Below are 23,068 nucleotides of genomic sequence, written 5' to 3' on the forward strand. Positions count from 1 at the left end.
ATTCACTCGCCGAGGTTCGCCCGGACCTCGGCGAGTCGCCCGTTCAGGAACTCCCGCTCGACCTCGTTGTCGGTCAGCGCCAGCGCCTCGGCGTACGCCGAAAGCGCCTCCGGCCAGCGCTCAAGGCGGCGGAGGAAGTCGCCCCGGGCGGCGCTGAGGTAGCCGTAGGTGGCCAGCGCCGGTTCGGCGAGCAGCGGGTCGAGCGCAGCGAGACCGGCCGCGGCCCCGTCGCGCATCCCGACGGCGACCGCCCGATTCAACTCCACGACCGGGGATGGCCACAGTCTCCGCAGCACGTCGTAAAGTCCGACGATCTCGGTCCAGTCCGTCGCCGCCCAGGTGGGCGCTTCAGCGTGCACGGCCGCGATCGCCGCTTCGACGGCGTACCGGGTCGGCCGACGGCGCAACGACGTGGCCAGCAGCTCGGTCGCCTCGGCGATCTTCGGCCGATCCCAGCGGGTGCGATCCTGATCGGGCAGGGCCACGAATCGGCCGTCGGCGTCGAACCGAGTGTCCCGGCGGGCGTCGATGAGCAGCATCAACGCCAGCAACCCGGCCACCTCGTCGCGGCCGGGCAGCAGCTGCCCGACGAGCCGGGTCAGCCCGATCGCGCTGTCCACCAGATCCTGCCGGACGAGCTGTGCCCCGATCGGCGTCGTATGCCCGGTGGTGAACAGCAGATGCAGCACTTCGAGCACCGCACCGACCCGGGCCGGCAGCTCCCCCACCCCCGGTACGCGATACGGAATTCGCGCGGTCGCGATCTTCTTCTTCGCCCGGGAGACGCGGGTCGCCATCGTCTGCTCCGAGACGAGGAACGCGCGCGCGACCTCGGCCGTCGACAGCCCGCACAGCAGCCGCAACGTGAGCGCCACCTGGGCGTCCTTGGCCAACGCCGGGTGGCAGCAGGTGAAGATCAGCCGCAGCCGGTCGTCGTCGATGGCGTACCGGTCGGGCAGCTCCTCCGGGCCGGGCACGCTCTCGGGCACCACCAACGACGGGAGGACGCGCCGCAGCGTCGACTCACGGCGAAGCAGGTCGACGGCCCGATTTCGGGCGACCGTCGTCAGCCAGGCGCCCGGCCGGGCCGGAATCCCGTCCGCCTGCCACGACTGGAGCGCCTTGGCGAACGCGTCCTGCGTGCACTCCTCGGCCAGGTCCAGGTCACGGGTGACCCGCACCGTAGCGGCGAGCACGGCGGCCCACTCGCTACGGTGCGCCTCGGCCAGCGCCTCGGCCACGGCCGCACCGACCTGGGTGGTCACGTGCCGCTCAGACGATCGGGCGGATCTCGACGCCGCTGTGCCCGGCGGAGACCTCGGGCAGCAGCCGAGCCAGGTCGATCGCCTCGTCCAGGTCGGCCGCCTCGATCAGGTAGTACCCGCCCAGGACCTCCTTGGTCTCCAGGAACGGACCGTCGGTCGGCGTCACCGTGCCGCTGTCGTCCGTCCGCAACGTGGTCGCCGTCTTCGAGTCGGCCAGCTGCTTGCCGCCGAGCGAACGCGCACCGGCGGCGGCTTGGAACTCGCGGTGCCTGGCATGGTGGGCGGTCGTCTCGTCCGGGGTCATCCCCGCCCACTTCTGCTCGTCGCCGTAGATGAGCAGCAGATAGTTCGCCATGGTCTGATCCTGTCGTGTCCGGCCCCCGGCGGGGGCCTCTCATCAAGACGACGAACGACCGCCGCCCGATTTACCGCTGCGGCCAGTATTTCTCGCCGAGCCGGCCCCATATCGACACCTGTTGACGCAGCTGACCGTACGCCGATATATTCGCCGAAACTTTCCGGAAGCATGCCGGAAGTCTTGGGTCAACTTTTCGGAAAATCCGCATCGGCGTCGCCCTGGTCGAGGGCGGCGAAGTCGAAGGATGAGGTCGAAAGCATGAGAATGCGCAACCTGCTGCTCGCGGGGGCCGCCGTGATGGTCACCGTGCTGACCGCCGGGACCGCGACGGCGTCCGGCAGCGAACTGGACCGCACCAGGCCGGCGGCCGACTCGCTGCGGGCCCTCGCCGCCGGGATCAACCTGCGGATCGGCACCGCGGTGACGCCGTTCGAACTCGACGACCCGGCGTACGCGCAGATCACCGGCGACCAGTTCGACTCCGTGACGCCGGGCAACGAGATGAAGTGGGAGACGGTCGAGCGCACGCGGGGGATCTACGACTGGTCGGCCGCCGACCGCCTCGTCGCCTTCGCCCGTGAGCACAAGCAGCTCGTCCGAGGCCACACCCTCGTCTGGCACAACCAGCTGCCCGGCTGGCTGACCAGCGGAGTCGCCGACGGGAGCATCGACGCCGCGGCGCTGCGCGACCTGCTGCACAAGCACGTCGTCGACGAGGTGGCCCACTTCCGCGGCCAGATCTGGCAGTGGGACGTGGCCAACGAGTTCTTCGCCAACTCCTGGGACGCGAACCCGCTGCCCAGCGGCATCAACGGCGACAACTTCTGGGTGAAGAACCTCGGCGAGGGCATCCTGGCCGACGTGTTCCGCTGGGCGCACGAGGCCGACCCGAAGGCGCTGCTGGTCTACAACGACTACAACATCGGCGGCGAGGACGGCACCAACGCCAAGGCCGACGCCGTCTACAACTGGGCGAAGAGCCAGCTCGCGCAGGGTGTGCCGATCGACGTCATCGGCAACCAGGGCCACCTCGACACGCAGTACGGCTTCTCCGGCGAGCGCCTGACCGCCGACCTCGCCCGGTACGCCTCCCTCGGCGTCAAGGTAGCGATCACCGAGGCCGACGTGCGTACCTTCGTCAACAACGCCACCGAGCAGGTGCCGACGTCCAACCTGGCGCTGTTCGCCCAGCCCTACGAGTACGTCCAGATGCTCCGCTCCTGCCTCGAGGTCAAGGCGTGCATCTCGTTCACCGTGTGGGGCTTCGGCGACGCCAACTCCTGGGTGCCCGGCTGGTTCACCGGCGAGGGCTACGCCTGCATCTACGACGTGAACCTGAACCCGAAGCAGGCCTTCACCGACCTACAGCACGAACTGCTCCTCGCGAGCAAGGGCGCGCCCCGGCGACCTGGGCGGTGATACCCGCGGTGCCCGGCGGACTTGCCGGGGAGCCTCTTGGGCGAGCCGCCAGGAGTGCAGTCAGCCGGGCCGGTCGGCCGGGCACCGCTGGACCAGCACTAGGGTGTGGGCGTGACACGCTGGCTGGTGGTCGTCTCCGGGCTGCTGTGGTTCTCCTTCGAGGTCCGGCAGAGTTTCCGGCATCGCGGTGACGCCACCGCCCACGACCGGGGCAGCCGCGTACTCGTCCAGGCAGCCGCGGTGGCGGGCGCGTTCTGCGCCGTCTTCGTGACTCGGCGTACGCCGGGCGCCGTGCTCGCGACGGTCAGCCCGGTGGTGGCCTGGCTCGGCCTGGTCGTGTTCTGGTGCGGAGCCGCGCTGCGGCTGTGGTGCTTCCGCACGCTCGGCCGCTATTTCACCTTCACGGTGCTGACGACCGACACCCAACCGGTGATCGAATCCGGCCCTTATCGGCTGCTCCGGCACCCGAGTTACACGGCCACTCTGCTCGTCCTGCTCGGCCTGGGCACGTTCTTCGCCAACGGCTGGGGCCTGCTGGCGCTGACCGCGATCACGTGGTGCGGGCTGGCGTACCGGATCCACGTCGAGGAACGGGCGCTGGCGAGCGCGATGGGCGATCGCTATCGCGCCTTCGCGGCGGCCCGGAAGCGGATCATCCCGTTCATCTGGTGAGTGCGTCAGTTCTTGCTGATCCGCAGGGCGAGCGCCGGGCACATCGCGACCGCCTTACGCGCGCCCGGACGCAGCCACGGCGGCACCGCGGTGTCGGGGAACGCCGGGAAACCGTTGGCGTCCAAGCGAATCAGCTCGGGCACGACGTGTGCGCACAAGCCGTGGCCGTCGCAGCGGGTCCAGTCGACCATCAACCGGCCGCCGGTCGCGTCGTCGCCGGGGATCGGCAGCACACCCTTGACCGGCTTGCCGCAGCCGTCGCCGTCGATGTGCGCGGCGAGATCCTCGGTGAAGGTCTCCAACGCCGACACCGCGAATCTCGACGTCCCGTCCGGATGACTGCACGCGCCGCGGCCCCGAACTGCTCCAGCCGCGAGGCGTACGGTATCGCGGGCCGACGCTCCCCCGCCGACGGTCAGCGAACTCAGCGCCCGGGCGACGTCGGGCAGGCCCATCCGGCACGGTCCACATTGTCCGGCCGACTCGCCGGCCAGGTATTGCGTGACGCGCGCGGCCTCGCCGAGCGGACAGGTGTCCCCGCTCAGCGGAAGGATGATGCCCGCCCCGAGCACGCCACCCACGGCGGCCAGGCCTTCGCGCGAGATCAGCGCCGACCGCGCGGCCCGCTCGGTGATCCATTTTCCGTGGAACCCCCCGACGAGTACGCCGGGACCGGGGCGGACGCCGCACAGATCCAGCACCTCCGCGAGCGGAGTCCCCAGCGGCACCTCGACGACGTGCGGAGTGGCGACCGCGCCGCCGACGGTGAGCAGGACGGTTCCGGGTTCGGCCGGCGTGCCGAGCCGGCTGTAGCCGTCGGGTCCCAAGCGCGCTGCGATCGCCAGCTGCGCATAGGTCTCGGCGTTCGACAGCAGGGTCGGCAGCCCGCGTACGCCGGAGTCGCTGGCCCGCGTCTTGCGGCCGGGCGGAATCGGCACTTCGCCGTTGATCCCGCGAACCAGCGCGCCGCCTTCGCCGGAGATGAACCGGTGCGGGACGGTCACGACGCTGGTCGCGGTCGGCATACTGCGTTCGGCGAGCGCACTCATCACCGAGCGGCTGCTGGTCCCGTCGTCGGCGACGCCGATCACGATCTCCGTCGCGCGCAGGGCGTACGCGGCCAGGGCGGCGCCGTCGAGGAACAGATGCGGCGCCCGGCTGAGCAGCATCTTGTCCTTCCAACTGGCCGGTTCACCCTCGGTCGCGTTGACCACCACCACCGTGCCCGCCCCGGTACGCCGAGCGGACGCGACCACGGCTCGCAGCTTGCGCGCGAACGGGAACGCCGCTCCGCCCCGACCTCGCAGCTCGATCAGTTCGGCGAGCTCGGCCAGGCTGTCCAGGTGCAGCGGCTGCAGGCTCCCGTGCACCTCGTTGTGCGTACGCAAATCAAGGCGATGGAGCCGGTCGAGCCCGGCGGTGAGCCGCCGAGGGCCGATGACCGCGACCTCGGGCAGGGTTCTCACCGCAGGTCCTCGCCGCGCAGCACGGCCCAGTACTCGTCGTCCGAGACGGCCTCGAAGGTCTTGCGCCGCCGCTGTGGGACGAGGGGTGGAGCGGTCGGCGCGACCGTCCGGGGACTGGCCGGCCGACGCACTGTCGTGAGTGGAGTGGTAGGCGGAACCCGCGGCGGGGCCTCGGCCGGGATGCGTGGCAGTGAGCCGGTGGTCTGGGCCTTGGGCGTCGTCCGAAGTCGGCGGCCCCACCTGACGCTGAGCCGGACCAGCAGCCCGGCCCCGACGAGCAGGACGCAGACCACGTAGCTGACGGTGACCCAGGTGGCGGCGGCCCGGCCGGAGGTGAGCCCGTGCACGATCGCCATCGGCCAGGCCGCGTACGCACCACTGTGGACGGCCCGCCACACCCACGGATGCGCGAAGTCGGCGAACCGCCCCCGGATGACACCGGTCCACGCGGCGATCGACAGCCCGTAGGCGGACAACGTGCCGAGCCCGATCACAGCGGTGTGCCGGGAAGCCAGGAACGGCACCACGACGTCGAGTACGCCCACGTGCGATTCCATGACCTTGACGACGACATGGCAGCCGAGGAAGACGACGGCCGCCGCCGCGGTCGACCGGTGCGCCGCCTGCAGCAGGACGCGGTGGCGGATCAGCAGCACGAGCCGATCGGTCGCGGCCAGCCCGGCCATCACCGTCACCGACAGCGCGACCAGGCAGAACACCCCGGCGTAGAAGTCGAGGAAGTGGTGGCACATGCCCAGCACGTGCTCGCCCGGCGGAGTGAACGCGGCGGCGAGCACGAGGACGACGGCAGCCGCCAAGGCGCGCCGGCCCGACGGCCGGGCGGTCCGGCCTCGAAGTGCGTTCGCCATTGCACCAGTCCCGTGGTGTGTGACGTGCGATCTGCGATGCCTCGGTCAAATGTCTGCGCGGATCCGTCGTACGGGCCGCGACTGTCTCCAACGGACTATCCGGATAGGTCGTCCGGATGACTTTCTATCCCCGTTGAGAGGAGAACTCAAGAGCGCCCGCGTCGTCGATCCGCTACGCAGCGTCGGGACTCGGATCGACGGGCGGGCGCATCCCATTACGCGGTACGGCGGAGGAACGCCTTCACCCGCTCGAACGCGTCGGCGGCCGCCTCTTCGTGTCCCGCTTCACCGAAGTGATCCTTCTCGAAGAATCCGTGCGGCTGACCGGGATAGACGACGATCTCGTAGTCCTTTCCAGCGTCTTCGAGCGCCTTTTCGAAGGCGGCTGCGACGGTCGGTGGCACCGGCTTGTCGTCACCGCCGAACAGGCCCAGCACCGGGACGCGTACGCCGGAAACGAAGTCGTCGGGCAGCGCCGGGTCCTGCCCCATCTCGCCGTGGTAGGGGCAGAACGCGATCGCTCCGGCCAGCCCGAAGTCCTCGGTCGCGGCGACGAGCGCGGTCGCTCCGCCGAGGCAGAAGCCGAGCGCGTACGCCGGACCGTCGCCGCCCAGGTAGTCGAGGGCAGCCCGGGCGTCGGCGAGCACATTGGCCCGCTGCATGACCTCCACGTGCGGGTCGTTGTCGAAGTCGTCGGAACGTGGCCCGGTTCCGGCCGTACGCCCGAAGTAGTCGACGGCGATGACGGCCGCCCCGGTCTCGGTGAACCGGCGGGCCAGGTCGGCGACGGCCGGGCGCAACCCGCCGACGTCGGGAAGCAGGACTATCCGGGCGCCGCTCGGGTTGGCCGGACGCGCCGCGTACGCCCCGAAAGTGCTGCCGTCCGCGCTGGTCAGGACGATCTCGTCGAGCGGGGGGACGGTGGGAGTCTCTTCATAACACACCGGCTATGTCTAGCGCGGCGTACGCAATCGACCAAGTGGATATCCGGGCGGGTCCCGACCACTCGTGCGCTGCGTCACATACGGAACTTTCCGCGTACCAGTCGCCTCTGGAGCGGTGACATCCGAGAACCGTGACCGGAAGGATCGCCGTGACCGAGACGAAGCCGATCGACAGGACGCGCTGGACCAGGCGGATCGCCGCCTGCGTGCTGGGCGCGGACGCCGTGTTCCATGTGTACTGGCTGACCGGGGCGACCTGGCCGGCCGCCGACGAGCGGGCGTTGTCGCTCGCGGTGCTGGGGTTCGTGGTGCCGTTCAGCGCGCGGACGCTGATCCCGCTCGCCCTCGCGCTGTCCGTGTCGGCCGTGGCGCTCTGGCGCGGCACCGGGCGCGTGGCCCGGCTGATCGCCCTCGCGGTCGCGCTGGGCACCGGCGTGCAGGTACCGCTCCGGCTCGCCTGGGCGCTGGGTCTCGGCCGCCCCGACGCAGGCCCGGTCTTCGCCTGGCTCAACGTGGGAGTCTATCTCCCGCTCTGTGGGTTTCTCGCGGTCGTCGCGTTCCAGGTCGCCCGCAGTGGTACGCACAACTGGCTGCCCCGATTCGCGACTCGCAGATGAGAACCTTGCTCTCGTGACGGACTCGCCGACGCCGCTATCGGACGTGGAGCTGGTCCGGCGGGCTCAGGCCGGGGACACCCTGGCCATGGCGAGCCTGCTGGATCGGCTCGCGCCCTATGTCGGGCGCATCTGCGGGGCGATCGCCCTCGGCAGCGGAGCAGATGCCGCCCAGGAGACGCTCATCGCGGTCTTCCGGGGACTGCGCGGTCTCGCCCAGCCTGAGGCGTACCGGGGTTGGGTGCGCGCGATCGCCGTCCGGGAAGCCGTCCGCATCGCTCGGCGTACGCCCACGGTGCCGGCGGATCTCAGCCGGCTCCCCGCGAAGGGCGATCCGCAGTTGGCCGCCGACGTCCAGGACGTGCTGCATCGGCTGTCGCCCGAACACCGGGCGATCCTCGTGCTCCGGGATCTGGAGGACCTCGACGAGCAGACCGTCGCCGAGCTGCTCGAAGTGCCGAAGGGCACGGTGAAATCCCGGCTCGCGCGGGCGCGGGCGAGCTTCCGAAAGGCGTGGACCGCATGAGTGACACTCCACAGTGGCCGGTGGCCCGGCTGGACGAGGTCGGCCGGCTCCGGGCCCTGGCAGCGGGCGTACGCGGAGCGGCAGTCACCGAGCGGATCGTCGCGGCTCCCGTTGCCGACGTGTGGGCGTTGCTGTCGGACTTCGAGGGCTCCTTCGGCCTCATCGAACCCGACATGCGCCGCGTACGCGTCCTGTCCCGCAGCTCCGGGCCGGACGGGGAACACGTCGAACTCCTCGCTCGCAGCCGCTTCGGCTTCCGGGCCCGGCTCGTCGGCGTACACCGGCCGGGCTGGTTCTGGGCGCAGAGCCGGTTCCTGCTCATCGGCATGGCGGCGGCCGAAGCGGCGGACGGGCGGACGCGGGTCGCGTTGACCGGTGGTATTCGCGTACCCGGGCAGGCCGCGCTGGTGCCTTTCGGCGTACGCCGGGCGGCGCGCGGCGCGCTGGACCGGCTCGACCGCCGAATCGGTGACACCTTGGGCACCAGGTGAAACACTTGGCGACCATGGATGAGACGCCGACCGCCCGGCAGAAGCGGGTCTGGGACAAGTCCGCCCCGAGCTACGACCGGCAGATCGCTTTCTTCGAGCGGATCTGGTTCACCGGCAGCCGCGAATGGCTCGGCGACCGCGCCACCGGCCGGGTGCTCGAAGTGGCCATCGGGACCGGCCGCAACCTGCCGTTCTACCGACCCGAGGTGACGGTCACCGGCATCGAGCTGAGCCCACAGATGCTCGCGTACGCCCGCCGCCGGGCAGCCGACCTCGGGCTGTCCGCCGATCTCCGGGAGGGCGACGCGGAGCACCTGCCCTTCGGCGACGCCTCGTTCGACACCGTGGTCTGCGCGTTCTCGCTGTGCACCATCCCGAATCCAGCCGCGGCGATCGCTGAGATGCGGCGCGTCCTCCGACCGGGTGGCGAACTGCTGTTGGTCGACCACATCGGAAGCAGCTGGCCACCCGTCCGGGCCGGGCAATGGCTGCTGGAGCGGATCACCGTCAGCGCAGCCGGCGAGCACTTCACCCGCCGCCAGCTTCCCCTCGTCCGGGCCGCCGGATTCGAGATCGTCGAGACCGAACGGCTCAAGGCCGGCTCGATCGAGCGCATCCGGGCGCAGCGATGACGCCCAACTCGCTCGGCGGCCCTTCGCTCGGCGGTTCGGTCGGCGGTAAGCCGCTCGGTGAGGGGCGGGAAGCCGTCGTGTTCGCTTACGGCGACAATGCCGTGCTCAAGGTCTACCGACCCGGCTTCGGCGGTCACCGCACCGAGGCGGCCGTTCTGCGTACGCTTGACGGCCACGGAGTCGCGCCGAAGCTGCTCGACATGGTCGACCACGACGGCCTGCCGGGGCTGGTTATCGAGCGGCTCGCCGGTCCTGACATGCTCACGTTGCTGCAACGGCAGCCGTGGCGCGTACTCGCCTTCGGCCGCCGCCTCGCCGAAACCCATTTGTCCGTCCACAGTGTTTCGGCGCCGTCCACTTTGGCGGACTTGCGTCCGGCGCTCGCCACTCGGATCGCGGAGGCGGAACTGCCCCGCCACCTGCTGGACTTCGCCACGCATACGCTCGACGGGCTCCCCGACGGCGACCGGCTCTGTCATGGCGACTACCACCCCGGCAACGTCCTGCTCACCGGCGACCAAGCGGCTGTCATCGACTGGGGCGGAGCAACCCGGGGCGTACCCGAAGCCGATTATGCGCGCACGCTGTTGCTCCTGCGGTGGGCCGACCCCCTACCCAGTACGCCGCCGCTGGCCCGAGCCGCGATCGCCGCCGGAAGATCCCTCCTGGCGCGTGCGTACGCCCGCACGTATCGGCGCAGCGCTCCACCGCTGCGGGAGGTACAACCCTGGCTGGCGGTGCAGGTGGCCGCCCGGCTGAGCGAAGGAATCCCCAGCGAACGGGCGATGCTCCTCGCTCGCCTCCAGCGCCTGGCCCACTGACCCTGCTCGGCCGCGCGGCGCTGAGGGCTGGAGGCGCCGGGGCGTGTTATCCGGGGATGACGTCCCTTTGGACGCTCGCTAAGCCGCGTTGTCCGGGGATACGCACAGAACCCCACGTTATGGTGGGCCCGTGAGGGGGTGAGCGGATGGCGGATCGACGCGTACTGCGGCCGCTGCGCCGGGCGACGCCCGGGCCCGCCGACACCGCTCCGCCCGAGGTGGAGCTCGACCCGAAATCGGCCACGCCGGAGCAGCCGGTCGAGGAGAGCCTGATCGACGCCGCGATCTACCGGGGCGGCAACCGGATCGGCAGCCCGTCGACGGTCGCCGAGGCGTACCAGATGGTGCTTGATCAGCCGGGCGTGATGGCCTGGATCGGGCTGTTGCGCCCGAGCGACGCGCAGCTCTGGGCGATCGCCGAGTCGTTCGGGCTGCACGAACTGTCGGTCGAGGACGCGATCGTCGCCCATCAGCGGCCGAAGCTGGAACGCTACGGCGACACCTTGTTTGTGGTCTTGCGCGCGGCCCGTTACCTGGACGATGTCGAGGAGGTCGAGTTCGGCGAGATCCACCTGTTCGTCTCGGCCGACTTCGTCATCACCGTGCGGCACAGCCACACCCCCGACCTCGGTGCGATCCGGACCCGGATGCAGGACGACCCCGAGCTGCTCGCGCGCGGACCCGAAGCCGTCCTGTACGCGATCATGGACAGCGTCGTCGACGGGTACGCGCCGGTCGTCGCGGGTCTCCAGAATGACATCGACGAGATCGAGACCCAGGTGTTCGGCGGCGACCCCAACGTGTCACGCCGCATCTACGAACTGTCCCGCGAGGTCATCGAGTTCCAGCGCGCGACTCGGCCGTTGCTGGCGATGTTGGAGCAGCTCGACCGCGGCATCACGAAGTACGGGCTGGATCAGGAGCTGCGGCAGTACCTGCGGGACGTGGCCGACCACGCGACCGTCGTGGCCGAGCGCGTCGACGGATTCCGCCAGATGCTCTCCGACATCCTGACCGTCAACTCCACTTTGGTCACTCAGCAGCAGAACGCCGAGATGGCCCGCATGGCGGACGTCAGCAACTCGCAGAACGAGGAGGTCAAGCGGATCTCCGCGTGGGCTGCCATCCTGTTCGCGCCCACCCTCATCGGCACCGTCTACGGCATGAACTTCGATCACATGCCGGAATTGCATTGGCTGTTCGGCTATCCGTTCGCCATCGCGCTGATGGGCGTCGTCTGCGTCACGCTGTGGGCCGTCTTCAAACGCCGCGGCTGGCTGTAGCGCCTCCGTCGTAGAGACGCGCCAGCGAAGCCACCGTCGCGGCGATCCGCTCCCGCAGCGTGATCGGCTCGAGCACCTCGATCACCGGGCCGAGCCGCAGGAACTCGCGGGTCGCGTGGCTCTCGGACTCGATCGGCAGCCGGGCCAGCAGCCAGCCGTCCGGTCGCGGCTCGCCGGCCGCCGCCGCGTCCGCGACGCTTTGGCCGAGGAAGTGGCGCAGGTTGTCGATCGCCGCGGGGTCCAGTCGCACCAGCGCCTCGCCTCGGTGCAGGCGTGCGCGGAAATCCTGCACATGCTCCTGCCAGTACGCCGCCAGGTCGAACCCCGTCGGCCAGTCGAAGCGTTCGGACCGCACGGTCAGCTTCCGGATCTGGCTGACCCGGAAGGTACGCACACCGCGCCGGGCGTGCGCGACGAGGTACCACTTGCCCGCCTTGAGGACCAGGCCATACGGCTGCAACTGGTGCTCGGCGACGTCTTTCCAGTTCTCGTATTCGACGTCGAGCAGGTGCTGCTGCCACACGGCGTCGGCGACGTCGGCCAGATAGGGACAGTTGTCGGCGTCCTGATACCAGCCGGGAGTGTCGAGGTGGAACCGTTCGCGCATCCGGGTCGCCCGGTCGCGAAGCGTCTGCGGGAGCGCGGCGGTGAGTTTGAGCTGCGCCGCCGCGACCGCCTCGGCCAGGCCCAACGCGGCGGCCGCCCCGGGCAGGCCGGTCAGCGGCAGGCCCCGCGCCTCGTCGGCGGTCAACCCGGTCAGCTGCGTCTGATACCCGGCGAGGAGCTGATAACCGGACGGGTCGGCATAGATGGGAATTCCGGCTGTGCTCAGGGCGACGGTGTCGCGGTAGACCGTGCGTACGGAGACGCCCAGTTCGGCCGCGAGCTGAGTGGCGCTCATCCGCCCCCGCGACTGGAGCAGGAGCAGCAGGGCGACAAGACGGTCGGCTCGCACGTCTCAAGTCTGCTCCGCACCACTGACAGAACATGTCAGGGGTACGCCCCTAGCGTCGTCGGCATGAGGAATACCGATTTCGACTTCCTGACCGGCGCGTGGACCAGCCACCAGCGGCGCCTGGTCAAGATCCTGGCCGGCGGCAGCGCCGAAGACGCCGAGTGGTACGAGTTCGACGCGACGCTGGACTGCCAGGTGCTCCTGGACGGCAACGGGGTGTTCGACGTGCTGCGCTCGCCCGAGCGCGACCTCGAAGGTCTCACCCTGCGCCTCTACAACCCGGAGGAGCAGACCTGGCGGATCTGGTGGGCGTCGAAGACCTCGGGCGGGATGCTCGACGAGCCGGTCGTCGGCCGGTTCGTCGAGGGCGTCGGCACCTTCGAGTGCGACGACACGTGGAACGGCCAGGCCATCCGGGTGCGCTATCAGTGGACGGCCGTCGACCCGGAACACCCACGCTGGCAGCAGTCGTTCTCGCCGGACGGCGGCGAAACGTGGGAGGTCAACTGGACCGCCGAGTTCACCCGGCGAATCGGCTGACGGCAGCCGGCCCGGCCCCCGGAAGGAGGCCGGGCCGGCCGGGTTCACCAGACGGGCATGACCACCCGACCGCCGACCAATGACAGGTCGAAGGTTCCCGAGTCGAACCAGCCGGCCGGGCCGGTGTAGGACCACCCGCTCAACCAGACGTGATAGCGGAAATCGGAGCCGTAGTCGTACGCCGTGATGATGTCGTCACGGCCGTCGTCGTTGGCGTCGCCGACCGCGATCCGGTTGCCCACCAGGCTGAGCGTGTACCCGGAGGTCACCTCCCAGTCCGGAGTGGCGAGGGTGAAGTGCGCGTTGGCCGTCGTCCAGCGGAAGAGCCGGGAGTGGCTGCCGCCGTAGGAGTAGAACAACGCCGGTTCGTCGTCGCCGTCACCGTCGAAGTCGCCGACGACCATCCGGTCCGCCACGGCGTTCAGGTCGAACCCGCCGGACTGATACCAGCCCTCCGGTCCACTGTAGTCAGTCCCGCTGGTCCACACGTGGAACCGGAAATAGGTGCCATAGGAGTACGCCGCGATCAGGTCGTCGCGACCGTCCTGATCGACGTCGCCAGAGGCGAACCGCCCAGCGACGTTGGTCAGGTCGTAGCCGCTGGCAACGCTCCAGTCGCCGGCCGTCGTCTTGGTCAGCGAGGTGCCGTCGGACAGCAGCCGGTGAATCTTGGCTCCGGTCGTCCCGGCGACCGCCTCGAACAGGGCGATGTCGGTGCAGCCGTTGCCGTCGAAGTCGCCGGCGGTCATCCGGGCTCCCACCGACGCCGGTGCGACGGCGGCGGTCCCCCAGACCTTCGGCCCCGCGGCGATCGCAGTGCCGTCCCAGACGTCGAACCGTAGCGCTCCGCCGGTGTCATAGCCGACGGCGAGGTCGTCCACGCCGTCACAGGTGAAGTCGCCGCTCACCATGCGGTCGCCGACCTTGGCGAGGTCGTATCCGCTGCTCTGCGACCACCCGGTGCCGATCTGGAACGCCGATTCGGTGGAGTTCCACCGGTACGCCGAAGCGCTGCCTCCGCTGCCGTAGAGCATCGCGGCTCCGGCCGGTCGTCCGTACCACTGGCTCATGATGAGGTGGTTCTCGGTGTGGTCGCCGACGGCGACGGACTGAGTCGCGAACTTGCGGCCACTGTTCGAGGCGGCGAACAGCCCGCCCTTCATCCCGGCCGGGGCGCTGTTGACCAGCGTCGTCGGGTCGAGCTTCAGGAACGTGCCGACCGCCGTGCCGTAGAGCTTGCCGTCCCGCTTGTCGAACATGAGGTTGACCGCGCGCGGGTTGAAGCTCGTGCTCCAGGCGTAGTCGACCAGCGTGGCGCTACTGAGCAGCTGACGCGTACTCACGTTGAACCGGAACGCCTTCCCGGCGGTGAGCCCGATGAGGACGTTCGGATCGGTGCCGAAGGCGAGCCCGTTGACGCCCAGCTCACCGGAGAGCGGGGTGGCCTGCCACAGCTTCGTCCCCGTCTCGACGTCGAGCGCGAAGATCTTGCCCGGGCTCTGGCCCGCGATGGTGCAGCAGTTCAGCGTACCGCCGTAGAGGATTCCATTCTGATAGGTCAGCGCGCTGATCTCGCCCGCGCCCGCGATCCCGTTGAACACGCGGATCGCGCCGGTCGCCGGGTCGTACAGCGTGACCGCGCCGTCGGTCTGCGAGTTCTTCGGGCTCGTGCCGATGGCGACGTACTTCCCGGCCGAGATCACCGTCCACGGCCGCTCCTGACCGTAGGTCTGCAGGTCGAACAGCTTGCGAGGATTCGCCGAGTCGAACGGCAGAGTCGGGTCGTACTCGTAGAGCGCGCCGTTGGGGTAGACCCCGAGATAGAGCTTGCGACCGTGGCTCGCCATCCCCTCGACCTGGTGCGCCCAGCGGTACTCGTGCCAAACCTCGGCGTCGGGGTCGTACCCGGCGAAGCCGCCCGCGAAGTAGCCGCCCAGGTACGCCCAGCCGTTGGGCCCGATGCCCAGCGACCGCAACGAGGTCAGCACCGGCTGGAAGCCGACGTCGACCCAGTTCGTGACCGATCCGGTACCGGTCACGAGGTCGTAGCGGACGATCGAGCCGTCGGCCTGCCCGGTCACCACCGTCTCGTGCCCGGTCGCCGGGTCCACCACGCGCTGGATGCCCTTGGGCGCGCCGAGCGAGAACCCGGTATGCGTGACCGCACCGGTGCCGGCGTTGTAGCCGACGAGCTCACCGGACATCGCGAGATAGGTCAGGCCGTCACTGCCCTCGTCGGACACGGTCGGACCGGCGTACCCGGGGATCTCCCGGACCCACTGCTGGGTCACCAGGTTGTAGAGCCACGCCTTGGGCGACGAGGTCCCGCCGACGAAGTAGACGTAGAGATAGTCGCCCGCGTCGTCGAGCTGGTAGGTGTACATGTCGTTCGGTACGCCGGGCGGCAGCGGAATGTCGGTGCTCGTGTCCGTCGCCGGGTTGTACCGCACGAACTTCGTGAACTGGCCGAGCCCGGCGTACACCTGGCCCTTGGCGTACTCGACCGAGCGCACGTACTTGTACGTGTCGCCATAGCTGTCGCGAGTGGACCAGTTGGCCGTCGGCGACCAGCTCGTGAGCAGCCCGGCCGGGGCCGGCTTGGTGAAGCCCTGGAAGGTGCCGACCCACAGGTTTCCCTGGTCGTCGGTGTCGCCTTCCCAGAGGAAGCTCGTCCCCGCCGAAGGCGCGCCCAGGTCGGCGAGTGTACGCCCGGTGTAGGTCAGCCGGAACGCATGGCCCTGGCCGTATGTCGTGACGTACACGTACTTGCCGTCCGCGGTGACCGAGACGCCCCAGGCGCCCTCGGCTCCGCCCAGCGGATACCGGGCGACCATCTTCCCGGCGAACGGGTCGACCTCGGCCAGGTACGCCGGATCACCTTCGGCCGGAGCGCCGCTGATCGCCAGCCACGTCCGGACCTTGCCGTCGGCCATTCGCGCCGTCTCCCCACCGGCAGCCGTCACTCCCTTGACCGGCGGGCGGCCCAGATCGATCGTCTTCGGATACGGTCCCACCGCCTCGGCCGGGCGGGCCGAGCCGAGTCCACCTACGACAGACGCCGTCAGGACCAGCAGTAGTGCCGGTAGCCCGGCAAGAAACGAAAAGCGTCGATGACGAAGCATGGACGGACACTATTCCGGTCTAGACCGGTAGTCAACCGCGTGACACCTGCGGATCACGGATATGCAGGCTTCAACCGCGCCGGGAAGCATGCGCAACCGTGATCTGCAGGGCTCACGCGGCGGCGAGGCGGTCGGCCGCGCCGGGATCATGCGCCGGCAACACGACCAGATCCGGATGGCGGCGGCGCAGCTCGTTCACCATCGACACGGCGTGCCGCATCGTCTTACGGTCGCCGACGCCCGGAATCTCCCCCGCCGCGAGCAGATTCGCGTCGTAGGTGAGGTCGCCGACCATCAGCAACGGCGCTCGCCCCGGTCGGCGTACCAGCAGAGATTGCGACCCCGCGGTGTGACCAGGCGTCGGCAGCACGATCAGCGTGCCGTCGCCGAACAGATCGTGCCCGGTCGTGAAGGGCGCGAGGTCCGCGTCGCCGAGCGGCTCGTAGGCGACTTGCTCCCAGGTCAAGCCCGGAAGATCTATATGGGTACGCAGAAAGCCCCGCAGCTCGCCGAACGGCTTGCGCATGTCCTCCCATTCGGTGGCGCTCACCAGAATCCGGGATCGGGTGAGATCCCGAAGCCCGCCGATGTGGTCCTGGTGCAGATGGGACAAGATCGCCGTATGCACGTCGGCCGGCTCGTGGCCGAGCTGCCGCAACGAAGCCGCGAGCGTCTGTTCGGGCGTGATGGAGAACTTGGCCAGGCGATCGTAGAGAAGGCCGACCGGCCCGCCCGGGAAGTACGCCGAATCGGTGACCGAGGCGATGTCCTGCCCGGTGTCGAAGAGCACCACGCCTTCGGGGTGCTCGATGACGTACGCATTGATCGGCCGCGGCGGAGTCCAGCTGCGCGCGGTCACCATCAGCCAGAGGTAGGTGGGCTGACGAGTGGGGCCGACGTGCTCGGGTCGGATCTGGACGCTGCCGGTGCTGATGACGGATACCTTCATGCTCGATGCCTTCATGTCAAATACATTACGCATCACTAGATGTCGTGTCATGTATTGGTCCGAGGATGAGATGGTCCTCACAATCATGTGTCGTGTAATCTAATGCCGTGACACCCGTCGAAGAGCTCCGTTATCTCATCCTGGCTGCTCAGCGTGAGGGCAACCGACGGCTCGGCCAGGCTCTCCGCCCGCTCGGCATCACTCCGGCGCAGGCCGAAGTGCTGCGCCTGCTGGAAGATCGGCAGCCGCTGACCCTCTCCGGCCTCGGCGAGCTGCTCGTCTGCGAGAGCGGCACCAACCCCAGCCGCCTCGTCGACCGGCTGGTCAGCTCCGGGTTGGTGGATCGCGTACCGGGTGAGCAGGATCGGCGGCAGGTCGAGCTCTCCCTGACCCCAACCGGCAAACGACTGGCCCGCAAGGTCGCCGGGATCGAGGACGAACTGCACCGCATGCTCCAGTCCGCCGGATCAGCTCGCGAGATCGCCACGGTCGTCGGCTTTCTGCGTACGCTGGTCGACGGACAGCCCGCCGGTGAGGCGCTCGCCCTCCGCCGGGACTAGTCCTCCGCGAGGATCTCGTCCAGCGCGCGCCGGGCTTCGAGCGTCGACTCGTCCGGATCATCGGCCTCGTCCAGGCCGTATGCGCAGGTGGTGAGCATCTTCCACAGCGCCCAACCGCGTCCGCGCTGCCACGTCGCGTCGTCGACAGCCAGCCGGGCGCGGAATGCCGCCCGGCCTTCGGCGGTCAGCAAGGTCCACGCGACCGCGAGATCGCAGGCCGGATCGCCGACGCCGCAGGTCCCGAAGTCGATGACGGCGGCCAGTCGGCCCTGGTCGAGCAGAAGATTGCCGCGAGCGACATCGCCGTGGAACCAGATCGGGACCCCATCCCACGGGATCTCCAGCGTGCTCTGCCAGATCCGGCGCGCCCGGTCGACGTCGAGATATCCGGTCAGCGCCGCCAACGCGTTGTCGGCCAATCCGGCGTACGTGCGTAGCGGGCCGCCCCGATACCAGTTGTGGACCCCGGGACCCGGCCCGTCGGTGGGATCGACATCGCGCAGCGCGCCCAGGAACTCCGCGAGGTCGAGGGCGAACTTGACGGGATCGGCGATGCGGTCGCGGGTGGCCGGCTCCCCCGCCAGCCACGGATAGACCGACCACGCGTACGGGTACTCCGACGTCGGTACACCCTGGGCCAGCGGCACCGGGATGGGCAGCGGCAGCTTCGGGGCGAGTTCGGGCAACCAGCGGTGTTCCTTCGGGACGGCCAAGGCGTACTCCGCGGCGCTGGGCATCCGGACCGACATCTCCGAGCCGAGATGGAAGGTCCAATTGTCCCAGCCGCCGTCGGCCACCGGACGAACCGGCAGGTACGCCCACTGCGGAAACTGGTCGGCCACCAGCCGGTGGACGAGGTCGGTTTCGACCGAGACGCGTACGGGAGGGTCGCCGAGCATGGGGGTGTCGCTCACCCGGCGGATTTTTCCAGAAGTTTCGGCGACGGGATGTAGAGAACGCCGATCGCGCTCCGACCCAGGCTCGGAAGCGAACAATGAAGGCTGGAAGGAGCCGATCATGCGCAAGGTCATCTACTGGGTGCACACCTCCGTCGACGGGTTCGTGGACGGGCCGAACGGCGAGTTCGACTGGCCCGTCTTGGGGCCGGAGCTGTGGGCGTACTCGGACGGGTTGGACGCCCGCGTCGACACCCTGCTGTTCGGGCGGGTGGTCTGGAGCATGATGGCGGGCTTCTGGCCCAACGCCGAGCAGATCTCCGACAACCCCCACGTGACGAGGTTCGCGCCGTTCTGGCGGGCGACCCCGAAGATCGTCCTGTCCCGCTCGTACGCCGGAGACGAATGGACCTCCGCCGTCATGGAAGCGGCCGAAGTCGCCGATCTCAAGGCGCAGGATGGCCGCGACATCCTGCTCACCGGCGGTGTCGGAGCCGCCGAGGCGCTGACTTGGCACGGCCTCATCGACGAGTACCACGTCGCCGTCCACCCCGTCGTCCTCGGTGGCGGCCGTCCGCTCTTCGCCCGTCCGGCCGAGCGGCTGAACCTCCGGCTCGTGAACTCGACCGTGGCCGATGGCCGCATCGTCGTGAACCAATACGAGCGCGCCTGACGGCTCGGAGGGATTAGTTCAAGACAGATCCCGCTGACGGTCGTAGGTAAGGGCGAGCGTGCCCGCTGGATCGCCTGCGAAGTGGTGCTGCAGCGTCCACCTCGACCCGGGCAGGCCCTCCACGAACAGCCGTGAACCATCACCACTGATCACAGGAGCGATGACGAGGTTCAGCCGGTCGATCGCGTCGGCCGCCAGCAGGGCCTTGATGACGCTCGCGCTGTGGTTGACGAAGATGTCGCCCTCGCCCGTGGTTTTCAGCTCCGCGATCACGTCTGGGGCCGGCGCGTCGACGATCCGGACACCCTCCCACGGTGACTCTTTCAGCGAACTCGACAGCACGACCTTCTCTGCGCCGACCAGCCACCTCGCGTACGCCCGGTCGCGCGGGTCGACGGTCTCGTCGTCGATCGTGGTGGGCCAGTAGCTGAGGAACCCTTCCGCGTTGACGCGGCCGAGCACGGCCGTCGTCGCAGTCTGGATCGTGGTGGCGATCTGCTCGTATCCGGCTTCGGCGAAGGGAACGTAGTCACGCATGGCCGCCAAGTCGCCGCGGCCCCCTGGACCCTGGTAGTAGCCGTCCATCGTGATGGCCAGGTTTGCGACAACCCTACGGCGACCCGTACGTTCGGTCATCAGTCATCTCCTCTTCAGCACGAAAAACCACTACCTTTCCATTTCTTGATCGACATTGCCAAGCCGGGTTTCGCCGGTTACCGCTAATATCAGCTTCACCATGGGCTTCTTCGGCGTGAAAGCTGAGCTATCCCGGGGCCTGCCCGATGAGTGACGGGACCGGGGCAGTGCGTCCGGCGTACCAGTCGACTCCGGACGTCGTGGCGATCGTGGCCGTGCGCGGACCCGATGTGCTGTTGATCCGCGAGTATCGGCCCGCGGTCGGCGAGCGGGTGCTGCAGGTGCCGATGGGCAAGATCCCGGCCGGGGTCGAACCGCGCGACCAGGCGCACGCGGAGCTGGCCGAGGAGACCGGCTTCGGCGCGGGGACCTGCGAGTTCGTCGCGTGCCTTTTCTCCGCGCCGGGCTGGATGAGTCAGCGGATGCACGTCTTCCGAGCCACGGACCTGACCGAGCTCGCGGAGCGCCCACCGGGCGATCCCGACGAGGCGGATATCGAGCTCGTGCCGCTGCCGATCGCGGAGCTGGCCGAAGCCATGGCGGGCGGCGTGCTTCGGGACGCCCGGAGCATCGCCGCCCTCACCGTCGCGCTGCCGCTGAGAACGCGGTGACTGCCCTTGATCATGTGCCCGTGATCAGCGTCGAGAGGTCGTTTTCGAAGATCAAGTGCCGGCCATCAGCGCTGAGAGCCCGTTTTTCGCTGACCACGGGCACATGATCTTCGAATCGGACCTCAGATCGCAGATCCAAGGCACATGATCAACGCGGTCGTTGATCAGCGCATGGTAGGTGAGACCAAGGGGGCGGCGTGCTTCGGGACGCCCGGAGCATCGCCGCCCTCACCGTTGCAGGTGTTACAGCGTGACGACCACGCCGTGGAAGGTCACCACGAGGCGGCCGTCCGAGGCGTACGACCAGCCCAGGGCGCCGCTGTAGGTGGTGCAGCGGGAGCCGTTGGTGCCGCTCCAGAACTGGTTCGAGCTGTCCGCGTCGCCGATGATCCGGTCGTTCGTGCCGCTGCTGAACCGGCACGACGTGTTGTTGCGGAACACCGAGGTGCCGGCGTCGAAGTTGAAGTTGCGCTCGCCGTTGTCGACGCTCACGTTGTTCGAGATCGACAGCGAGCCGGGGTTGCTGTTGTAGGTGAAGCCGTGCTTGCCGTTGTGGTACGCGATGCTGCGCCGCACGATGTGGTTCACCGCGATGTCTTCGCCGCCGAGCTTGTAGCCGTTGCGGTCGCCCGCCCCGGCCTGGCTGCCGTCGCTGAGCGTGCCGTTGTTGTAGGACAGCGAGTCCTCGATGGTCACCACGCCGATCGGGCCGGTGTCGGTCTTCGTGTAGAGGTCCCAGCCGTCGTCGATGTTGTTGTGGGAGACGGCGTACCGGAAGACGTTGCCCGAGCCGACCGTGAGCTTGGCGGCGAAGCCGTCGGCGTCCTCACCGTCGGAGTCGGCGTTGTCGTGCGATTCGGCGCTAAGGATCAGGTTGTTCGCCGGCCACTGCGACTGCGGGGTGTCCGAGGCGATCCGGGACAGCTGCAGACCGGTGTCGTGGTTGAAGCGGGTCACCGTACGCTCGACGATGTTGTTGCTGCCGCCGACGAAGATGCCGTTGTCACCGGCGCGCTCGACGACGAGGCCGTAGAGGTGCCAGTAGTTGCCGTTCAGCGCCAGCCCGCGGTTGGCCGGATCTTCCGCCTGTGCCGAGAAGTTGAGCACCGGCGTCTCCCCCGGGTACGCCGAGAGCGTCTTCCGGGCGCTGGAGGTTCCGCTGTTGGCGGGGGCGATCGTCACCGTCGACGAGTAGTTGTAGGTGCCGCCTCGCATGTAGATGGTGCCGCCCGCGGCGATCCGGCCGAGGGCCGAGGTGAGCGTCGTCGGGTTGGACTGCGTACCCGCGGCACTGTCGGTGCCACTCGGCGAGACATAGAGCGCGCCCGTCGTCGGGCTCGTACTCGGGCTGGCGCTCGGACTTGAGCTCGGGCTTGAACTCGGGCTGCTGCTCGGGCTGCTGGTCGGGCTGCTGGTGGACGCACTCGGCGACGGGCCGGCCGAGTCGGTCACTACGACGTCGTCGAACCGGGCGCTGGCGTAGAAGGTCGCGACGCCGATCTGGCCGCTGGCGTACTGGGTGTCGGTGGCCGTCAGCGTGCTGCCGCCGTTGACCGTCCCCTTCAGCGTGCTGCCGGAGACCTGCAGGCTCAGCGTGTACGTCGTGTTCAGCGTGAACGTCACCGACCCGGTGGCCAGCGTCGTCGAAGATCCGCTGACCAGTTTCTTCAGCTCGACCGTGTTGTTGCTGCGCAACGCGAGGTAGTAGTAGCTGGTCGACGACTGGACTCGGGCGAGCACCGCGACGAACCGGTTGCTGCCGTTGATCGCGGTCGGCTTCACCTTCGCGGTCACCGTGTAGTTGGTCCAGCTGCTCGTGCCCGCCCGGGCCCGGGCGTCGGAGCTGGTGCCGCCCTGCTGGTACGCGGGCGTGCCGTCGGTCACGACCGACCAGGTGCCGCCGCTGGTGGTCCAGCCGCTGGCGTTGCCGTCGTTGAAGTCGTCACTGAACAGGGTGGCCGCGACGGCCGGGCTCGACAGTCCGATAACGACGGTTGCGGCTGCGGCGAGGGTCCCCATGACCGCCGCCATGGGGAGCTTCCATCGGAGTAGTGGGCGCATCTCCGTTGCCTTTCCGGTGCTGGCTCGTATGGATGGAAATACATGGCCAGCGTAGGGAAAGCGCTTTCCGAAATTCAAGATTATGCGTTTGCAGGTTTGTTGCAGGCTGGATACTCCCATGATCAACGGAGTTTTCGTGGGGTTGTAACACCGCGAAACTTCCGCTGATCATGAAAATCCTCCTAAAGCGCCCGGGCGGCCGCCCCAGAATGGGGAGCGTGGAGGAAACCCACCGCCACCAGGCGGCCGCGATCTACGGCACGATCATCAGCGGCTCGGTCATGGCGGCCGCGCCGCAGGACTCCGTCGTCACCGTGGTGGTGCTGGTCCTCGTCACGGTGTTCGTCTACTGGCTCGCCGAGCGGTACGCCGATCTGCTGGGCGCGTACACGCTGGGCCATCGGCTGACCAGGGCCGACATCCGCCATTCGCTCAGCGAGGGACTGCCGATGATCCGGGCGTCGTACGCCCCGCTGATCGTCCTCGTCGTGGCGGCCCTGCTCGGCGCGGACACCCCGACGGCGCTGACGATCGCGATGTCGTTCACCGTGTTGTGGCTGTTCCTCATGGGCTTCATCGCCGGGCGGCGGCGACAGATGACCGGCTGGCCACTCGTCGTCGTGACCGCATCGGCCGGGTTGTTCGGAATAGTCCTGATGGTGCTGAAGCTGTCCCTCCACTGACACCGGCTATCGCCGAGTACGC

Annotated in this window: 24 protein-coding genes; 13 read left to right on the top strand and 11 right to left on the bottom strand. The window is 69.0% G+C overall.

Translation table 11 applies throughout. From position 1 onward, the window contains the following. Positions 1-2 precede the first annotated feature (2 nt). The gene (locus HOV77_RS12530; RefSeq protein ID WP_290861730.1) at positions 3-1,196 is read right to left on the bottom strand and encodes a sigma-70 family RNA polymerase sigma factor; all 1,194 of its coding nucleotides are present in this window, start codon (positions 1,194-1,196) and stop codon (positions 3-5) included. 76 nt (positions 1,197-1,272) lie between these two features. After that, positions 1,273-1,620, bottom strand: a complete 348-nt coding sequence (locus HOV77_RS12535; protein ID WP_290861613.1) for a YciI family protein — start codon at positions 1,618-1,620, stop codon at positions 1,273-1,275. Positions 1,621-1,881: 261 nt separating this feature from the next. On the opposite strand from HOV77_RS12535, the gene HOV77_RS12540 reads away from it, so the two are divergent. Beyond that, a complete protein-coding gene (locus tag HOV77_RS12540) occupies positions 1,882-3,042 on the top strand; it encodes an endo-1,4-beta-xylanase (RefSeq protein WP_290861614.1) in 1,161 nt (386 codons plus the stop codon). 111 nt (positions 3,043-3,153) lie between these two features. Then, positions 3,154-3,714 carry an isoprenylcysteine carboxylmethyltransferase family protein gene (locus HOV77_RS12545; protein WP_290861616.1) on the top strand — a complete coding sequence of 187 codons (561 nt, stop codon included), beginning with the start codon at positions 3,154-3,156 and terminating at the stop codon, positions 3,712-3,714. A gap of 5 nt (positions 3,715-3,719) precedes the next feature. Here the strand turns inward: HOV77_RS12545 and HOV77_RS12550 are convergent, their stop codons facing one another. The 3 genes from HOV77_RS12550 to HOV77_RS12560 form a co-directional block, all read right to left on the bottom strand. Continuing rightward, positions 3,720-5,180 (bottom strand): NADH-quinone oxidoreductase subunit NuoF family protein, encoded by a 1,461-nt coding sequence (locus tag HOV77_RS12550; protein WP_290861619.1) that lies wholly within the window; start codon positions 5,178-5,180, stop codon positions 3,720-3,722. Next, entirely contained in the window at positions 5,177-6,049 is an 873-nt protein-coding gene (locus tag HOV77_RS12555; RefSeq protein WP_290861621.1) for a hypothetical protein, read from the bottom strand. Before HOV77_RS12555 ends, HOV77_RS12550 begins: the two co-directional genes overlap by 4 nt. Before the next feature lie 215 nt (positions 6,050-6,264). Continuing rightward, positions 6,265-6,993: a dienelactone hydrolase family protein gene (locus HOV77_RS12560; protein WP_290861623.1), complete on the bottom strand. Its 729-nt coding sequence runs from the start codon at positions 6,991-6,993 to the stop codon at positions 6,265-6,267. A gap of 149 nt (positions 6,994-7,142) precedes the next feature. On the opposite strand from HOV77_RS12560, the gene HOV77_RS12565 reads away from it, so the two are divergent. From HOV77_RS12565 to HOV77_RS12590, 6 genes are all read left to right on the top strand, one after another. Then, positions 7,143-7,610 (top strand): hypothetical protein, encoded by a 468-nt coding sequence (locus HOV77_RS12565; protein ID WP_290861625.1) that lies wholly within the window; start codon positions 7,143-7,145, stop codon positions 7,608-7,610. A 13-nt stretch (positions 7,611-7,623) separates the two neighbouring features. Continuing rightward, a complete protein-coding gene (locus HOV77_RS12570; RefSeq protein WP_290861627.1) occupies positions 7,624-8,133 on the top strand; it encodes a sigma factor-like helix-turn-helix DNA-binding protein in 510 nt (169 codons plus the stop codon). Beyond that, positions 8,130-8,624, top strand: coding sequence for an SRPBCC family protein (locus HOV77_RS12575; protein WP_290861629.1), 495 nt, complete (start codon positions 8,130-8,132; stop codon positions 8,622-8,624). The genes HOV77_RS12570 and HOV77_RS12575 overlap by 4 nt, the downstream gene beginning before the upstream one ends. A gap of 14 nt (positions 8,625-8,638) precedes the next feature. Further along, positions 8,639-9,256: a methyltransferase domain-containing protein gene (locus HOV77_RS12580; protein ID WP_290861630.1), complete on the top strand. Its 618-nt coding sequence runs from the start codon at positions 8,639-8,641 to the stop codon at positions 9,254-9,256. Beyond that, on the top strand, positions 9,253-10,077 hold the full coding sequence (locus tag HOV77_RS12585) for a phosphotransferase (RefSeq protein WP_290861632.1): 825 nt from the start codon (positions 9,253-9,255) through the stop codon (positions 10,075-10,077). The genes HOV77_RS12580 and HOV77_RS12585 overlap by 4 nt, the downstream gene beginning before the upstream one ends. 146 nt (positions 10,078-10,223) lie before the next feature. Further along, complete coding sequence (locus HOV77_RS12590; protein WP_290861634.1) at positions 10,224-11,360, top strand: magnesium and cobalt transport protein CorA; 1,137 nt, start codon at positions 10,224-10,226, stop codon at positions 11,358-11,360. On the opposite strand, the gene HOV77_RS12595 is transcribed toward HOV77_RS12590, so the two are convergent. After that, entirely contained in the window at positions 11,338-12,315 is a 978-nt protein-coding gene (locus HOV77_RS12595; RefSeq protein ID WP_290861636.1) for a WYL domain-containing protein, read from the bottom strand. The genes HOV77_RS12590 and HOV77_RS12595 overlap by 23 nt on opposite strands. Positions 12,316-12,378: 63 nt before the next feature. Here HOV77_RS12595 and HOV77_RS12600 point away from each other — a divergent pair, with 63 nt between their 5' ends. Beyond that, positions 12,379-12,855, top strand: a complete 477-nt coding sequence (locus tag HOV77_RS12600) for a hypothetical protein (RefSeq protein WP_290861637.1) — start codon at positions 12,379-12,381, stop codon at positions 12,853-12,855. 44 nt (positions 12,856-12,899) lie between these two features. Here HOV77_RS12600 and HOV77_RS12605 read toward each other — a convergent pair whose 3' ends face one another. Both HOV77_RS12605 and HOV77_RS12610 read right to left on the bottom strand, forming a co-directional pair. Then, on the bottom strand, positions 12,900-15,977 hold the full coding sequence (locus HOV77_RS12605; protein WP_290861638.1) for a hypothetical protein: 3,078 nt from the start codon (positions 15,975-15,977) through the stop codon (positions 12,900-12,902). A gap of 112 nt (positions 15,978-16,089) precedes the next feature. After that, positions 16,090-16,926 carry an N-acyl homoserine lactonase family protein gene (locus HOV77_RS12610; protein ID WP_290861639.1) on the bottom strand — a complete coding sequence of 279 codons (837 nt, stop codon included), beginning with the start codon at positions 16,924-16,926 and terminating at the stop codon, positions 16,090-16,092. A 107-nt stretch (positions 16,927-17,033) separates the two neighbouring features. On the opposite strand from HOV77_RS12610, the gene HOV77_RS12615 reads away from it, so the two are divergent. Continuing rightward, on the top strand, positions 17,034-17,486 hold the full coding sequence (locus HOV77_RS12615; protein ID WP_290861641.1) for a MarR family transcriptional regulator: 453 nt from the start codon (positions 17,034-17,036) through the stop codon (positions 17,484-17,486). Here the strand turns inward: HOV77_RS12615 and HOV77_RS12620 are convergent. Then, complete coding sequence (locus tag HOV77_RS12620) at positions 17,483-18,400, bottom strand: aminoglycoside phosphotransferase family protein (protein WP_290861643.1); 918 nt, start codon at positions 18,398-18,400, stop codon at positions 17,483-17,485. The genes HOV77_RS12615 and HOV77_RS12620 overlap by 4 nt on opposite strands. Positions 18,401-18,503: 103 nt before the next feature. Between HOV77_RS12620 and HOV77_RS12625 the strand changes: the two genes are divergently transcribed. Beyond that, positions 18,504-19,055: a dihydrofolate reductase family protein gene (locus tag HOV77_RS12625; protein ID WP_290861645.1), complete on the top strand. Its 552-nt coding sequence runs from the start codon at positions 18,504-18,506 to the stop codon at positions 19,053-19,055. 18 nt (positions 19,056-19,073) lie between these two features. Here HOV77_RS12625 and HOV77_RS12630 read toward each other — a convergent pair whose 3' ends face one another. Next, positions 19,074-19,691, bottom strand: coding sequence for a dihydrofolate reductase family protein (locus tag HOV77_RS12630; protein WP_290861647.1), 618 nt, complete (start codon positions 19,689-19,691; stop codon positions 19,074-19,076). A 146-nt stretch (positions 19,692-19,837) separates the two neighbouring features. Between HOV77_RS12630 and HOV77_RS12635 the strand changes: the two genes are divergently transcribed. Continuing rightward, entirely contained in the window at positions 19,838-20,302 is a 465-nt protein-coding gene (locus HOV77_RS12635) for an NUDIX hydrolase (protein WP_290861648.1), read from the top strand. A 243-nt stretch (positions 20,303-20,545) separates the two neighbouring features. Here the strand turns inward: HOV77_RS12635 and HOV77_RS12640 are convergent, their stop codons facing one another. Next, positions 20,546-22,333, bottom strand: a complete 1,788-nt coding sequence (locus tag HOV77_RS12640; protein WP_290861649.1) for a cellulose-binding protein — start codon at positions 22,331-22,333, stop codon at positions 20,546-20,548. A gap of 248 nt (positions 22,334-22,581) precedes the next feature. Here HOV77_RS12640 and HOV77_RS12645 point away from each other — a divergent pair, with 248 nt between their 5' ends. Further along, positions 22,582-23,046 (top strand): hypothetical protein, encoded by a 465-nt coding sequence (locus HOV77_RS12645; protein WP_290861651.1) that lies wholly within the window; start codon positions 22,582-22,584, stop codon positions 23,044-23,046. The last annotated feature ends 22 nt before the right edge of the window (positions 23,047-23,068 follow it).

Origin of the sequence: Hamadaea sp., assembly GCF_013362815.1 — a bacterium.
GTDB lineage: Bacteria > Actinomycetota > Actinomycetes > Mycobacteriales > Micromonosporaceae > Hamadaea.

Bases quoted from the DNA above. Each gene is read 5' to 3' on its own strand.
- HOV77_RS12535 (WP_290861613.1), bottom strand. From the start codon at position 1,620: ATGGCGAACTATCTGCTGCTCATCTACGGCGACGAGCAGAAGTGGGCG.
- HOV77_RS12540 (WP_290861614.1), top strand. From the start codon at position 1,882: ATGAGAATGCGCAACCTGCTGCTCGCGGGGGCCGCCGTGATGGTCACC.
- HOV77_RS12555 (WP_290861621.1), bottom strand. From the start codon at position 6,049: ATGGCGAACGCACTTCGAGGCCGGACCGCCCGGCCGTCGGGCCGGCGC.
- HOV77_RS12575 (WP_290861629.1), top strand. From the start codon at position 8,130: ATGAGTGACACTCCACAGTGGCCGGTGGCCCGGCTGGACGAGGTCGGC.
- HOV77_RS12580 (WP_290861630.1), top strand. From the start codon at position 8,639: ATGGATGAGACGCCGACCGCCCGGCAGAAGCGGGTCTGGGACAAGTCC.
- HOV77_RS12585 (WP_290861632.1), top strand. From the start codon at position 9,253: ATGACGCCCAACTCGCTCGGCGGCCCTTCGCTCGGCGGTTCGGTCGGC.
- HOV77_RS12590 (WP_290861634.1), top strand. From the start codon at position 10,224: ATGGCGGATCGACGCGTACTGCGGCCGCTGCGCCGGGCGACGCCCGGG.
- HOV77_RS12600 (WP_290861637.1), top strand. From the start codon at position 12,379: ATGAGGAATACCGATTTCGACTTCCTGACCGGCGCGTGGACCAGCCAC.
- HOV77_RS12605 (WP_290861638.1), bottom strand. From the start codon at position 15,977: ATGCTTCGTCATCGACGCTTTTCGTTTCTTGCCGGGCTACCGGCACTA.
- HOV77_RS12610 (WP_290861639.1), bottom strand. From the start codon at position 16,926: ATGAAGGTATCCGTCATCAGCACCGGCAGCGTCCAGATCCGACCCGAG.
- HOV77_RS12625 (WP_290861645.1), top strand. From the start codon at position 18,504: ATGCGCAAGGTCATCTACTGGGTGCACACCTCCGTCGACGGGTTCGTG.
- HOV77_RS12630 (WP_290861647.1), bottom strand. From the start codon at position 19,691: ATGACCGAACGTACGGGTCGCCGTAGGGTTGTCGCAAACCTGGCCATC.
- HOV77_RS12635 (WP_290861648.1), top strand. From the start codon at position 19,838: ATGAGTGACGGGACCGGGGCAGTGCGTCCGGCGTACCAGTCGACTCCG.
- HOV77_RS12640 (WP_290861649.1), bottom strand. From the start codon at position 22,333: ATGGCGGCGGTCATGGGGACCCTCGCCGCAGCCGCAACCGTCGTTATC.